At 70.1% G+C, this 13,870-nt stretch carries 11 protein-coding genes and 2 tRNA genes; 8 read left to right on the top strand and 5 right to left on the bottom strand.

Going from position 1 to position 13,870, the window contains the following annotated elements; all coding sequences use genetic code 11:
* Positions 1-4 precede the first annotated feature (4 nt).
* Complete coding sequence (locus LL239_RS00825) at positions 5-2,074, bottom strand: glycosyltransferase family 2 protein (protein WP_228161540.1); 2,070 nt, start codon at positions 2,072-2,074, stop codon at positions 5-7.
* 323 nt (positions 2,075-2,397) lie between these two features.
* On the opposite strand from LL239_RS00825, the gene pheA reads away from it, so the two are divergent.
* Entirely contained in the window at positions 2,398-3,360 is a 963-nt protein-coding gene (gene pheA / locus LL239_RS00820; RefSeq protein WP_228161539.1) for a prephenate dehydratase, read from the top strand.
* 133 nt (positions 3,361-3,493) lie between these two features.
* On the opposite strand, the gene LL239_RS00815 is transcribed toward pheA, so the two are convergent.
* A complete protein-coding gene (locus LL239_RS00815; protein ID WP_228161538.1) occupies positions 3,494-4,540 on the bottom strand; it encodes an LLM class flavin-dependent oxidoreductase in 1,047 nt (348 codons plus the stop codon).
* A gap of 108 nt (positions 4,541-4,648) precedes the next feature.
* Here LL239_RS00815 and LL239_RS00810 point away from each other — a divergent pair, with 108 nt between their 5' ends.
* Both LL239_RS00810 and LL239_RS00805 read left to right on the top strand, forming a co-directional pair.
* Complete coding sequence (locus LL239_RS00810; RefSeq protein WP_228161537.1) at positions 4,649-4,927, top strand: hypothetical protein; 279 nt, start codon at positions 4,649-4,651, stop codon at positions 4,925-4,927.
* 122 nt (positions 4,928-5,049) lie between these two features.
* Entirely contained in the window at positions 5,050-5,478 is a 429-nt protein-coding gene (locus LL239_RS00805) for an Asp23/Gls24 family envelope stress response protein (RefSeq protein ID WP_228161536.1), read from the top strand.
* A gap of 55 nt (positions 5,479-5,533) precedes the next feature.
* On the opposite strand, the gene LL239_RS00800 is transcribed toward LL239_RS00805, so the two are convergent.
* The gene (locus LL239_RS00800; RefSeq protein ID WP_228161535.1) at positions 5,534-6,904 is read right to left on the bottom strand and encodes a cryptochrome/photolyase family protein; all 1,371 of its coding nucleotides are present in this window, start codon (positions 6,902-6,904) and stop codon (positions 5,534-5,536) included.
* Positions 6,905-7,092: 188 nt separating this feature from the next.
* Entirely contained in the window at positions 7,093-8,379 is a 1,287-nt protein-coding gene (locus LL239_RS00795) for a diacylglycerol kinase family protein (protein WP_228161534.1), read from the bottom strand.
* 117 nt (positions 8,380-8,496) lie between these two features.
* Here LL239_RS00795 and serS point away from each other — a divergent pair, with 117 nt between their 5' ends.
* Complete coding sequence (gene serS / locus LL239_RS00790; RefSeq protein WP_228161533.1) at positions 8,497-9,765, top strand: serine--tRNA ligase; 1,269 nt, start codon at positions 8,497-8,499, stop codon at positions 9,763-9,765.
* Positions 9,762-10,661, top strand: a complete 900-nt coding sequence (locus tag LL239_RS00785) for an HAD family hydrolase (protein WP_228161532.1) — start codon at positions 9,762-9,764, stop codon at positions 10,659-10,661. Before serS ends, LL239_RS00785 begins: the two co-directional genes overlap by 4 nt.
* On the opposite strand, the gene LL239_RS00780 is transcribed toward LL239_RS00785, so the two are convergent.
* The gene (locus LL239_RS00780; RefSeq protein ID WP_228161531.1) at positions 10,658-11,911 is read right to left on the bottom strand and encodes a DUF2254 domain-containing protein; all 1,254 of its coding nucleotides are present in this window, start codon (positions 11,909-11,911) and stop codon (positions 10,658-10,660) included. The genes LL239_RS00785 and LL239_RS00780 overlap by 4 nt on opposite strands.
* 160 nt (positions 11,912-12,071) lie before the next feature.
* Here LL239_RS00780 and LL239_RS00775 point away from each other — a divergent pair.
* The 3 genes from LL239_RS00775 (at position 12,072) to LL239_RS00765 (ending at position 13,860) form a co-directional block, all read left to right on the top strand.
* A tRNA-Ser gene (locus LL239_RS00775) sits at positions 12,072-12,159 on the top strand.
* Between the two features lie 247 nt (positions 12,160-12,406).
* Positions 12,407-13,675: an LCP family protein gene (locus tag LL239_RS00770; RefSeq protein WP_228161530.1), complete on the top strand. Its 1,269-nt coding sequence runs from the start codon at positions 12,407-12,409 to the stop codon at positions 13,673-13,675.
* Between the two features lie 93 nt (positions 13,676-13,768).
* Positions 13,769-13,860, top strand: a tRNA-Ser gene (locus LL239_RS00765).
* The last annotated feature ends 10 nt before the right edge of the window (positions 13,861-13,870 follow it).

The raw sequence follows: 13,870 nt of genomic DNA, 5'->3' as shown, positions 1-13,870 counted from the left end.
GCGTTCATGCCCGGACCGGCTCGATCACACCGTCGTCGAGGACGCGGCGCCAGGCGGGCGTCGTCGCCTCGGTCATGGTGACGGCGCGGCGCTCGACCGGAACCCAGATCCACTCCAGCCAGCCGTTCCACAGATCGGACACGGCGGCGCGGATTCCGATGAGCCGGATCACGGCCGCCCCCACGCAGAGCGCGGTGAACACGGCGAACGCCGCCGGAATCCACAATCCCCCCTGGATCGAGCGGATGGCCACCACCATGGCTCCTCCGGCGATGATGAGCGGTGCCACGATCAGCAGGGCCCCCGCCGGCGTCCGCTCGCCCTGTTTGGGTGTGCGGACGAACGCGACGCGCTGACCCGTGAACGCCTGGGCGATCGATCCCAGCGTTCCCGCGATGTTCACGGCGACGAGGAGCAGGTTCAACCCGTACACGCCGAAGATGTCGCGACGGCGATACCCGAGGACCCGCAGGTCGTGGGCCATCTCGATGAAGTACGGCAGGGCCATCAGCATCAGCGTGAAGCTGACCAGCTCGCCGTTGAGGGGGACGACCGTCAGCAGCACGATCAGCGCGGTGGTCACCCAGGCGATCGAACCCAGATAGTTGGCGCGCAACAGGAGCTCGGAACCCCGCATCGGATGCCCCGATGCGCGCCGTGACGCCGCCGTGCGCCACAGGGCGGGGAGCACGAGCAGGCCGCCGTTCGCCCACCGACGTCGCTGAACCGCCAGCGTGCCGAAGTCGGGCGGGGTCGAGCTGTAGCTCAACCGCTCGGGGTAGTTCAGCAGCGACCACCCGTTGGCGATGACGTCGATGCTGGACTCGGTGTCCTCGATGACCGTGCGTCCGCGGATGAATCGGACCACCTCGCGACCGTCCACCGTCTCGACGGCGCGGAGGTCTTCGAGCAGGGCCCAGCGGATGACCGCGTTCGCCCCGACCCAGAACGTGGCGTCGAAGGCCGTCAGACCCTGGTGCACGAGGTGCTGGACGTCGGTCGTCGCGCCGGCGAGTCGTTCGAGGCTGCTTCGTCGACCGCGGTAGGCCGAGTACGGGGTCTGGATCACCCCCACCCGCTCGTGGGCCGGCTGCTCCAGGGCATAGACCAGGCGAGCGGCGTACTCCGGCAACAGCATCGAGTCGGCGTCGAGAGTGATCACGACGTCACAGGCGGGGACGTCGACGATGTGCGGGACACCGTCGAGGTCGTGCAGCTCGCGCACGCCGCCGACGAGCGCCAGATAGGCGTTGAGGTTCGCCGCCTTCGTCGGCTCGTGCGACGGCTCTCGGAAGTGCTTGCGCTCGAACACCGCGACCTCGGCGCTGAAGATCCGCACGAGGCGGTGCGCCAGCGAACGGACCCGGGCGGGGGGCAGAGCCTCGTCGCCGTCATGGTCCGCCTCGTCGAGAGCGGCCGCGACCGCGGCCAACTCGTCGGCGAGCGCCCCCAGGACTCTCTCGACGAAGAACTCCTCGACGTGGCCGTCCCTCGGCTCGACGTCCGCCCTGCTCCGGATCCATCGCGCCGCCGTGTGATACGCCGCGGCGACGGCGCCGCGCGCTTCGGCGGCGGAATCCGTGCCGGTGCGATCGAGGGCGTCCCGTGCGAGCTCCAAAGGCCCGGACAGCTCGAGACGGATCTCGTCGATGATCGCGCGCGTGCGGGCGAGCCGATCGACGATCTCCGGGGCGTCGCTGGGCGGGTCGTCCAGCAACAGGACGACCCGAAGACCCGGGACCTCCTGCAGGGAGACCGACCACAGCGCCATCCGGACGTAGGCAGGATCCTCGCCGTACGAGGGCAGGAGGGCGAGGACGCTGAGGTCGTCACGGTCGAAGCGCTCGTCGATGTCTGCGCGACGCGCGCGGCGATGTGCCGCCAGTCGCGGCAAGGCGCCGACGCGCGCCAGCAGGTACATGCTCGATGAGAAGGTCAGCGCGGCCACCGAGACGAGGAAGACGACGGTGCCGATCAGGTAGCCGGCATCCGTGAGCGCGCCGCCGTGCGAGAGGGTGACCACGACCGAGGTCATGTACAGCAGCCACAGCCCGACGGTGCCGACCAGGGCCACGCGCGACCGGACGATGCTGGCCGGCGATGGTCGAGGGTGCAGGGCGCCGGGCGTGGGGTCGAGCGGGCCTCGCCGGCGACGTCGACGCGGAGTTCTCGGGCGTGCGCGTTCCATCGGTGATCGGGCTCCTAGCTCGCGCGGTGCTGAAGCGCGCGGCGGTGGGCGTGCCCGCCTGGGGCAGGCGGGCACGGTTCATGGTGTCAAGACCGCGGCAGCGCGCGGGGCCGCGTCGACCCCCTATTCCGGTGGTTCTTTCCACCCTGCGATTGGCCCTCTTTGGATGCCGATCTCATCTGCTTCGACGGGAGGACTAGGCTGAGCCGGTGCTGCCCGACACCGACACCGCGTCCGCCCGCCGTACGTACAGCTACCTGGGCCCGGCCGGAACGTTCACCGAGGCGGCGCTGGCTCAGGTGCCCGAGGCGCGGGACCAGATCTGGCGCCCCGTCCGCAACGTCGGCGAGGCGCTCGCCGACGTGGTCGAGGGGCGCTCGGACGCCGCGATGATCGCGATCGAGAACTCCGTCGACGGCGGGGTCTCGACGGCGCAGGATGCCCTGGCCACCGTCCCGGGCCTCCGCATCGTCGGCGAGTACCTCGTGCCGGTGAACTTCGTGCTCGTCGGCCGGCCGGGGATGACCCTCGGCGACGTCTCACTGGTGGCGGCGCACCCCGTGGCCTACGGTCAGTGCCTCGGCTGGCTCCGCGATCACCTCCCCGCCCACGCACACCTGCCGGCGGCCAGCAACGTCGCGAGCGCCCTCGGCGTCCTCGACGGCACGAGCGGGGCGGATGCCGCGATCGCCGCGCCCGGCATCGTCGCGCATCACGATCTCGAGGTGCTCGCCGAGGAGATCGGCGACAACCCCAACGCCGTGACGCGCTTCGTGCTCGTCAGTCGCACCGTGGCCCCGGCGCCGCCGACGGGGGCGGACAAGACCTCGCTCATCGTCGAGCTGCCCGAAGACCACCCCGGTGCACTGCTGGAACTGCTCGAGCAGTTCGCCACCCGGGGCATCAACCTGAGCCTGCTGGCATCCCGCCCCATCGGCGACGCGCTGGGTCGCTACCGCTTCGTCATCGACGCCGACGGGCACGTGCACGACGAACGCATGGCTGACGCCCTGCTGGGGCTTCGCCGGTTCAGCCCGAAGGTGATCTTCCTCGGGTCGTACGCTCGCGCCGACCGTGCGATCGTGCGCTACCCGCAGCGGTATTCCGACGACGTCTTCGTCGAGGCGCGGGACTGGCTGCGCGGCCTGCTCAGCGGCGAACCCGAGTCCTGACCGCGTCGCGCCGTCGCCGTCCCGCGGAGTCCGAGGGCGACACACCGCACGTTCGCGACGTTCTTCGGCATGTCGGGTGTGAGCTCCGCGAGACGGGTCGCCGTCCGATGCGACGGTCCGCCGCCCCGGGGACTCAGGCCGCGACAGCGGCCGGAGCCGCGACGAGCTCGAGGGTCTGCGCCCGAGCCTCCGACGTCTCGAGCGACTCACCGTCGTACGCCCCGGCGACGGGCGAGAGCATGATCTCGTCGACCTCATGGCGCTCCGCGAAAGCGGTGAGCTGGGCGCGGACCTCGTCGCCGGTACCGATGAACCACTTCGCACGCGTGGAGGACATGATCGACTCCGCCATCGCGTCGAACGGGTCGGCCTTGGCCTGTTCGACCGTCTCGAGCGGCACCAGCGGGCGGTTCGTGCGCAGCCGTGCCATCATGCGCAGCTGCGGGAGAGCGCGCTCCTCCGCCTCCTCGGTGGTCGGAGCGGCGACGACATTGGCGGTGACGAAGGTGCGCGGTCCCTCGCCCGACTCGTTCGCCTGGAACTGGTCGCGGTACAGCCGCAAAGCGTGCTCGAGGCCCTCGCCCGCGAAGTGGTTGGCGAAGACGTACGGGAGCCCGAAGCTCGCAGCGAGCTGCGCTGAGTAGTCGCTCGACCCGAGGAGCCAGACCTGCGGCATCCCGGATGCCAGGGGTGTCGCCTTCACCTGGTACTCGGTGCCGGAGGTGAAGCGCACCGTCGCTCCCTCGGGTGACGTCAGAGCGAGGATGTCGGTCACGTGGTCGGGGAAGCGCGAGACGTCGCTGGTCGTCCCCGAGCGGTGCAGGAGCTGTGTGATGACGGGGTCGCTGCCCGGGGCGCGTCCGATGCCGAGATCGATACGACCCGGAGCCAGGGCCTCGAGCGCAGCGAACTGCTCGGCCACGATGAGCGGCGAATGGTTCGGAAGCATCACGCCGCCCGAGCCGACGCGGATGTGCGCGGTGCGAGCCGCTGCCGCGGCGATCAGCACCGGCGGAGCGGTGGAGGCGACGGCGGGCATGTTGTGGTGCTCCGCGAACCAGTAGCGGCGGTATCCGAGCCGGTCGGCGCGCCCGACGAGATCGAGCGAGGCGGCCACCGCCTGCGCACTGCTCTGGCCGGAGCGCACGGGGACGAGGTCGAGAACGGACAGGGAGGGCATCGCGGCGTTCACCCCCGGGTCAACCCACGCGATGCGATGGGTATTCCGATCGAGTATCCCGCGCAACCCCCTCACCGGCCCTTTCCGTATCGACCTAGCGTCGGCCCCATGAGTGGGGCACACACCATGGTTCGGACCCAGATGGCCGTCAGCGACGCCGTCTTCTTGCTGGCCCAGGGGCAGGACCTCGACGACCTGAAGAGGAGGATCGAGAACGCCGTGGACCTCGGGGGGCGGTTCGTCTCGTTCGTCGTCGTGGGGAATCGCGAGGTGAGCGTTCTGTTCTCGCCGCGCACGAGCGTCACCTTCTCGGTCGAGACCGTCCTCTACGACGATCGCGACGACGGAGACGCCGACATGCCCTACGGCGGATTCTTCGACGAGTGAGCGCGCGACGGGCGACGCTCAGGAATCTCCCAGTCGACATCGCGTGACGAACGGCCGGGGCGGTGCGTCTTCACTGTGACTTCGCGGAACACCCGGTTCCGCAGATCACGGAAGGAAGCGCAATGGCTGAGAACACCACCGTCACCACCACCCCCGTCACGGCCACGAAGGGCGGCGGGTCGACGGTCATCGTGGATGCCGTCGTCGCCAAGGTCGCCGGTATCGCCGCGGCCGAGGTTCCCGGCGTGCACGCTCTCGGCGGCGGAGCGGCCCGCGTGATCGGCAACATCCGCCAGGCGGTGGGGTCGAAGGACTACGCGCAGGGAGTGTCCGTCGAGGTCGGCGAGACCGAGGTGGCCGCCGACATCGCGATCCAGGTCGACTACCCCGAGCAGTTGCAGCGGGTGGCCTCGAACGTCCGCGCCGCCGTGCACCAGGCCATCACCGAGCTCGTGGGCATGAAGGTCGCCGAGATCAACGTCACCGTCGTGGACGTGTTCATCCCCGGCGACGACGACGAGGACGAGGCCACCGACTCCCGCGTGAGCTGACGGCACTCCCGGAACGGGGTGCGGCCTTCGGGCGGCACCCCTTTCCGCGTGCCGCTCAGTCGCCGTGTCGCACCCGGTCGTACGCGTCCAGCGCACGTTGGCGTGTCTGCTTGAGGTCCACCATGGGCTCGGGCGCCCCGCCGTCGAGATGCTCGGGTGCCCATCGTCGGATGTACTCGTCGTGGGGGTCGAACTTCTCGCGCTGGGTCTCCGGGTTGAACACGCGGAAGTAGGGGGCGGCATCCGCCCCCGATCCCGCGACCCACTGCCAGTTGAACGGGTTGTTCGCGGCATCCGCATCCACCAGGCAGTCCCAGAACCACTGCTCGCCGAGGCGCCAGTCGATCAGCAGGTTCTTGGTGAGGAAGGATGCCGTCACCATCCGCACGCGGTTGTGCATGACCCCGGTGTGCCAGAGCTGCTTCATCCCGGCATCCACGACCGCGATACCGGTTTCGCCACGCTGCCACTTCTCCAGGTGCGAGCGATTCAGGCGCGGCCAGGGGAAGTCGTCGTACTGGCGACGCCAGTTGACGGTGGCGAGGTCGGGGGAGTGGAACAGCACGTGCCAGGCGAACTCGCGCCAGATGATCTCGGACAGGAAGCCGGTCGCCGACTCGGCGTGCGCACCCGATCCGCGATGTTCGAGCGTGGCGTGCCAGACCTGATAGGGGCTGACCTCACCCCAGCGCAGCCGCGGCGACAGGTTCGATGTCGCGCCGCCGGCGAACGCGTCCCGCGAGAAGGCGTAGTCGCCGAGGTCGTCGTCGAGGAACTCGCGCAGCCGCGACAGGGCCGCCGGTTCGCCGGGCTCCCACGTCTCCCGCAGGCCCCCCGCCCAATCCGGCTTCGTGGGCAGCAGCGCCCACGTGTCGAGGTCGTCGGACTCCGGCGCGCTCGAGGGCCCCGGGATCCTTCGCGCCTCCGGCAACGGCGCGCGGGGCGCCGGCATCTTCTCCACCGCGCGGCGGTACGGCGAGTACACGCCGTACGGGCTGTCGGCGCCCGTGCGGACGGTCCAGGGTTCGAACAGCAGGTTCGCCGCGAACGACGCCACCGTCACGTCGTCACCGCGAAGCTTCTCCTTGAGGCCCCGGTCGATCTCGCGCTCCGCACCGCCGTATCTGCGGTTCCAGAAGACCGCCCCCGCTCCGGTCTCGGCGACCACCGCGGGAACGACTTCGGCAGCGCGTCCCCGGCGCAGCACGAGCGTCGAGCCGCGGTCGCCGAGGCGTTCGGCGAGGGATGCCAGCGAGTGGTGCAACCACCACCTCGCTGCCCCGCCGATGGGACGCACCCCGTCGGACTCGTCGTCGAGGACGTAGAGGCCGACGATCGGCTCACCGCGGTCGAGCGCGGCGCGCAGCGCGGGGTGATCGGTCAACCGCAGATCGTCGCGGAACCACACGAGAGACGGAGAACCCATGCCCCGACGCTATCCAGCCGCTGAGGCGCGCCGCCGGGCTTGACACACCGCGTCGCATCGCCCGCCGTCGTGTGCCCCGCCGAGATCACACGTTCGGGCCGAACGCACACGTTCCGCACGCCCCGATCGTGTGCGTTCGACCGGATCGTGTGCGCTCGAGGTGCGAAGCACCGGCGGGCGTGCGGCGGTTACAGCGCGGAGGTGTCGTGGTCGGCGGGCAGGGCGACGGCCAGACCGCCTTCGATGATGCGCGTGTAAATGCGGGTCGCCTCGCCGAACTCGTCGCCGTCGAGCTCGATCGGCTGCGCCGGCGCGGTCGCCAGCTCGATGCCGGTGCCCCGCAGGTAGCGCACGGACGAGTCACGGCGACGTTCGAGCACCCGACGTCCGGCCCGGAACCGGCGCAGCACGGAGTTGTCCCACCAGATCTTGCGCCACACGCCGAGCCAGCCGAGCGGACCCGTGGGCTGGATGACGGCGACGTCGAGGACGCCGTCGGCGATCGAGGCATCCGGGATCAGGGCGACTCCGCCGGGCAGCGCGCCGCAGTTGGCGAACAGCACGCTCTGCACCCTCGCGGAGTGCAGCCGGTGACCGTCCAGCTGGTACATCACGCGGAAGGGCTTGGCGTTCACGAGCGAGCGCGCGGCGCCGTCGACATAGGCCACCCAGCCGACCGTCTTCTTCAGCTCGGGACGGGTGTTCTGGATCATCGCGGCGTCCAGCCCCATCCCCGCCATCACGACGAATCCGTGCTCCTCGACGGTTCCGTCCGCGCGACGGATGCGGGCGATCCCCGTGTCCGTCGGATGCACCTTGCCGTCGAAGGTCGCCCGGATCATCGTGTCGGCGTCATCGAGGGGCAGGTTGAGGTTGCGCGCGAGCAGATTCCCCGTGCCGCTGGGCACGATCGTCAGCGGGACGCCGGTGGAGGTCAGCGCCTCGGCCACGGCGCGGACGGTCCCGTCTCCGCCGGCGACGAGCACGGCATCCACGTCCTCCTCCAGGGCCGCGCGGGTGGCGTCGTCGCCGAGGTCGTCGACGGTGGTCTCGTAGAACAGCGGCTCCGCCCAACCGGCCTCGGCGGCGAGCTCGCTCACACGGGGACGTAGCACCTCGGGGTCGACCTTCGTCGGGTTGTAGACCAGGGCGGCGCGCTTCTTCGTCGTCGGCTCGGCGTCCATGGGGGCGTCGTCGCCCTCGGGCGAGACGCGCTTGGCCTCTCCGGACTCGGTCTCCGACGTGTCGGGTTCGACGTCTTCCGGCTCCCGGATGACGTCGTCGGGCTCGGCCGCGCTCTTGGGGTCGGGGTTGTCCGAGACGGTGTCGCCGTCGTCCTCGCCCTTCAGGGTCGCGTCGTGGAAGTCCTCCTCCGACCCTTCCGAGGCCGCCCTGTCCTTTGCGGCCTCTCCGGAGACGGCGGAGTCCTGCTCGGGGGCGTCCGCGTCGTCGCGCGGTTCTTCGGGGTCGGCCATGGTGTCCACCATAGGACCGGAACCCCTTCTCGGCCCCGGCGTTTCCGCGGGGTTGACGGGCGTCGTCGCGAGCGCCACGGCGTCGGAAGCGGCAAGGGGCGACCGTAGGATGGACACGTGATCGACCTGACTGTGCTGCGTGAAGATCCCGAACTGGTGAAGCGCTCCCAGATCGCGCGCGGCGAATCGCCCGACTCGGTCGACGCGGCGGTCGCCGCCGATCGGCAGCGCCGGGCGCGCATCACCGAGTTCGAAGAGTTGCGCGCCGCCCAGAACGCTCACGGCAAGAAGGTCGCGCAGGCCGCGAAGGAAGACAAGCCGACGCTCGTGGCCCAGGCCAAGGAGCTCAGCGAGAAGGTCAAGGCCGCGCAGCACGCGGTCACGGTCGCCGAAGAGGCGGCCGAAGAGGCCCTCGCCAGAATCGAGAACATTGTGCTCGAGGGTGTCCCCGCCGGTGGTGAGGACGACTTCGTCACGCTGCGCACCCACGGAGACATCCCGACGTTCGACTTCGAGCCGCTGGACCACCTCGCCCTCGGCGAGAAGCTCGGCGCGATCGACATGGAGCGCGGCACGAAGGTGTCGGGGAGCCGCTTCTACTTCCTCACCGGGATCGGAGCGCGGCTCGAACTCGCGCTCATGACGCTCGCGCTCGACCGCGCGCTCCAGGCCGGGTTCACCCCGATGATCCCGCCGACGCTCGTGCGGCCCGAGGTCATGCGCGGCACGGGCTTCCTCGGCCAGCACGCCGACGAGGTCTACCACCTCGACAAGGAAGACCTGTACCTCGTCGGAACCAGTGAGGTGCCTCTCGCCGGCTACCACATGGACGAGATCCTCGACCTCGAGCGCGGCGCGAAGCGCTACGCCGGGTGGTCCACCTGCTACCGCAGCGAGGCCGGTTCGTACGGCAAGGACACCCGCGGCATCATCCGGGTGCACCAGTTCAACAAGCTGGAGATGTTCGTCTACACCGACCCCGCGGATGCCGAGGCCGAGCACGACCGCCTCGTCGCGATGCAGGAGGGCATGCTGCAAGACCTCGGTCTGGCCTACCGCGTGATCGACGTCGCCGCGGGCGACCTGGGCTCCAGCGCCGCGCGGAAGTTCGACATCGAGGCCTGGGTTCCGACCCAGGACGCCTACCGCGAGCTCACGAGCACCTCGAACTGCACGACGTACCAGGCGCGTCGCCTCGACACCCGGTTCCGTCCGGCCGACGGCGGGAAGACGCAGCCGGTGGCGACCCTCAACGGCACGCTCGCCACGACGCGCTGGATCGTGGCGCTGCTGGAGACCCACCAGCGTGCCGACGGGTCGGTGACGGTGCCCGAGGTGCTGCGTCCCTACCTCGGCGGACTCGAGATCATGGAGCCGATCGCGTGACCGACGAGGCCGCCCTGCCCCGCATCGGAGACGTCGACGCGTCGCCGCCACAGGAGGCGGCCGAGGTCGTCGCCGAGATCGCCGAGGACGCGCCGCTCGGGCGCATGCTCATCGCGCTCGACATCGACGGCACCGTGCTGCTCGAGGACGAATCGTTCAGCCCCGGAGTCGTGGATGCCGTGCGCGAGGCGCAGGACGCCGGGCACGAGGTCATGCTCGCCACCGGGCGCAGCTGGGACAGCACCCGCACGGTGATGGAGAGGCTCGGCATCCATCCCGAGTTCGCCGTGTGCTCGAACGGAGCCATCGTGATGCGCCGGATCGGCGGGGCGGATGCCACCGACTACGAGCGCGCGCACGTCGAGACGTTCGATCCGACGGAAGTGCTGACGCTGCTGGGCGAGCACCTGGGAGACGCGCACTTCCTCGTGGAGCTGCCCGACGGTCAGCGCCTGTTCACCGACTACCTCGACGACTGGAACCTGCAGGGCGCCAACAAGGTCGCCTTCGCCGAGCTCTCGCATCAGCCTGTGTGCCGCGTGGTCGTCGTGGCTCCCGAGAAGACCGACCAGGACTTCCTCCAGCTCGTGGAGCGCATCGGCCTCAGCCAGGTGTCGTACGCCATCGGGTGGACGGCGTGGCTCGACATCGCGCCGCAGGGTGTGAACAAGTCCACCGCCCTCGAGCTCGTGCGCGAGCGGCTCGACATCGCTCCCGAGAACGTGCTGGTCATGGGCGACGGCCGAAACGACATCGAGATGATGCAGTGGGCGGTCTCGCACGGCGGCCGCGCGATCGCGATGCAGCAGGGTCCGCCTGAGGTGCACGAGGCCGCCGGCGAGGTGGGGCTCTCCGTCACCGAGGGCGGCGTCGCGGCGATCCTGCGGGCTCTCTAGACAGCGGCCCACGCCTCGCGCATCGCTGCCTTCAGCGTGCGCGCGTCCGCACGGTCCAGCACGCGGCGACTACGCGCGAGCGCGGCGCGGCCGGCGTCTCGGAACTCCTCCGCGCGGTGGGGTGCGGATGCCGCCAACGACGCGAGGCACTTCTGCAGGCGGACCTGCACCTCGACGTCCGCCGCGCCGTCGCGGGCGAGGGGACGGAAGGCGTCCGCGATGAGATCGCGGAGGGGGGTCGGGGCCACGGACACCCGGGGGAACCGCACTTCGGGGTCGGGCTCGATGGCGAGCGCCCGGGTGAGCACGCGCTGCAGGGCGGCGATCACCTCGATGGCCGTGCCGGGATCGTTCGTCGCGGGCGAGAGGGCGCGGCTGCCGATCTCGGCGAGGGCGATGACGCCGAAACGCGGATCCTGCTCGTAGGTGCGGTGGTGTTCGAGGCGGAACGCCGCGCGGACGGCGCCCGCGGTGTCGTCGTCGAGGCGGCCGACCACGTGGGCCAGGGGCGTGCGGGCATCGGCGATGCGTCCCGGCGCGGCCGCGACGTACACGTGCAGATCGTGGGCGTCGGCGAGGCGGTCGAGCGCAGCGACGTCGAGGTGGGTCACATAGCCGACCTCGTCGGCGTGCACCGCACGGGCCCGGGGCGGCACGACCGCCAGTGCGCGGGCGCCGAGGGTGGGCGACGTCGCATACTGCTCGACCGCGGTGGTCGCGGCCTTCTCGACGCGGTCGATGACATCGGCCATACGCCCGAACGTCGACAGATGCGCGATCCATCGCAACAGCGTGAACACGACGATGGCGATGACCACGAGCGTCCCGATGAACAGGATCGTCCGCCCCTGCTCGGTGTAATAGCCCGTGGAGAGGGCGACGATGCCGACGAGCGAGTACGTGAACGCGCCGACGAAGGTCGACACGGCGTTCTGCGATGTCGTATCGGCGATGAGCAGGGGAGTGGACCGGGGCGTCGCCGTCGTCGTCGCCGACGAGAACGCCGTCACCATCGCCGTCACCGAGAAGGTGCTGACGGTGAGCATCGCCGTGGCGATGATCTGCAGCAGCGAGTCCACCGCGTTCTGCCCCAGGTCGATCGCGACGCTGAACGGCAGCAGCGGCCCGACGAAACCGGCGAGCAGAGCGATCGCCACGCCGATGATCGTGAAGAGGGCCGCGCGCACCCACACCTGCCTCCCGAGACGGAGAAAGAAGGATGCCAGCGCTCCGCGGTTCGTGCGTGCCATGCCCCGACGCTATCCGCACCACGGTCGCGGGGACGCGGGGTTGCCGAACGTTCCCGCCCCGGTCGAACGCCCACGCTCGGGCATTAAGGCCGCGCGCGCTCGGCCGAATCGTGCGCACTCGCGGTGGGCGGGCGCGCGGCTGGGTAGACTCGGGCGGTCGGGAGGGTTGTCCGAGCGGCCGATGGACCTGGTCTTGAAAACCAGTGGGCAGAAATGTCCCGTGGGTTCGAATCCCACACCCTCCGCCACCACGAAAGCGGGCTCCGCAAGGGTCCGCTTTCGTCGTCGACCGGCTGAGCGGGGTCGCACCTCGCTCGGGTTCCGTGTCCTCAGGCTGCGTGGTTCCGGGTGGCGCGCCGTCGACGACACCCGTCCACACGCCGCGCCGCCCTTCACGCAGTTCACAGGACCTCGTCCCTAAAATGTGTCCGACCTGCGCTTCGTCGAGGTCGTGCTGCGCCGCCTCGCGGCATCCGTCCTCCCGAAAGGACCCCAGTGAGCAAGACCACGACCCCGCGCGGGCGCAGGACCATCGCGCGTCACGGACGCCTGCGTTCGATCGGCCCCGTGAGACAGCTCTTCCGTGGACTCGCCGTCGCCCTGGCTGTCGTGCTCGTGGCCGGCGCTGCGGTCACCGCGTACGCCGTCTACGACCTGTCGTCGAGCTTCACCGCCGACGCGGTCGATCTGCAGGGGCAGCCCGCCGTGCCGCCCGACCTCGGCGAGCTCAAGGGTGGGGTCAACCTGCTGATGGTCGGCACCGACGAGTGCGAGCCCGAGTTCGCGCAGTACTTCGGCGATCGCTGCAGCGGACCGGATGCCGAGGGCAACCTCAACGACGTCAACATGCTGGTGCACATCTCGGACGCCCCGCGCCGGGTGACCGTGATCTCGTTCCCGCGTGACCTGATGGTGCCGATCCCGTCGTGCACAGACTCCGACGGCAACGAGACCTCGGCGATGTGGAAGCAGCAGATCAACAGCGCCTTCATGTACGGCGGGCTCTCCTGCGTGGTGTCGACGATCTCCGAGCTCAGCGGGCAGCAGATCCCCTTCGCCGCGAAGGTCAGCTTCGGCGGAGTCATCAACATCACGGATGCCATCGGTGGCGTGGACGTCTGTATCGCCAACGGCATCGAAGACCCCTACACGGGCATCGACTGGCCCGCGGGTATGCGGACCATCAAGGGGCTCGACGCTCTGCAGTTCCTCCGCACCCGTCACGGCGTCGGCGACGGTGGCGACCTCGGCCGCATCTCGAACCAGCAGCAGTACATGTCGCGCCTGACGTCGAAGCTGCGCAGCGAGGAGGTGCTGTCCAACCCCGCCACGCTGTACAAGCTCGCCTCGACGGCCCTGCGCAACGTGGACCCGTCGACCTCGCTCACCAACCCGCTGACGCTCGTGCAGATCGCGATGGCGGTCAAGGACGTGCCCTTCGACGAGATCGTGTTCGTCCAGTACCCCACCTACACCGACCCGGACGACCCCAACCGCGTCGTTCCCGACGAGGAGGCGGCGGATGCCCTGTGGGCGGCGCTCGCCGCCAACCAGCCCATCCAGCTGTCGGGCGAGCTCAGCGACGGCGACGGTGTCATCGTCGACGAGAGCGTCACGCCTGCTCCGACCGAGACCGAGGCGCCGGCCCCCACCGACGGCACGACGCCCAGCCCGGAGCCGTCGTCGAACGTCATCACGCTGCCGTCCGAGATCGCCGGTCAGACCGCCGCGCAGGCCACCTGCTCGAACGGAAACGTCCGCTGACGCTCGGGGCGTGGCATCCGATCCCGGATTCGGATGCCACGCCCCGAGCGGCTACTATGGACCGGTGTGCTCGCGCTTCGGCGTCGATCACCTGGAGACGTCGCATAGTCAGGCCTAGTGCACCACCCTGCTAAGGTGGAGTCCCCGTAAGGGGACCGAGGGTTCAAATCCCTCCGTCTCCGCCACGTTCAACGC

The organism is Microbacterium testaceum (assembly GCF_020781835.1).
GTDB lineage: Bacteria > Actinomycetota > Actinomycetes > Actinomycetales > Microbacteriaceae > Microbacterium > Microbacterium testaceum_H.
The sequence above is the reverse complement of the archived record's forward strand: the minus strand, read 5'-3'. Positions and strand labels throughout refer to the sequence as shown.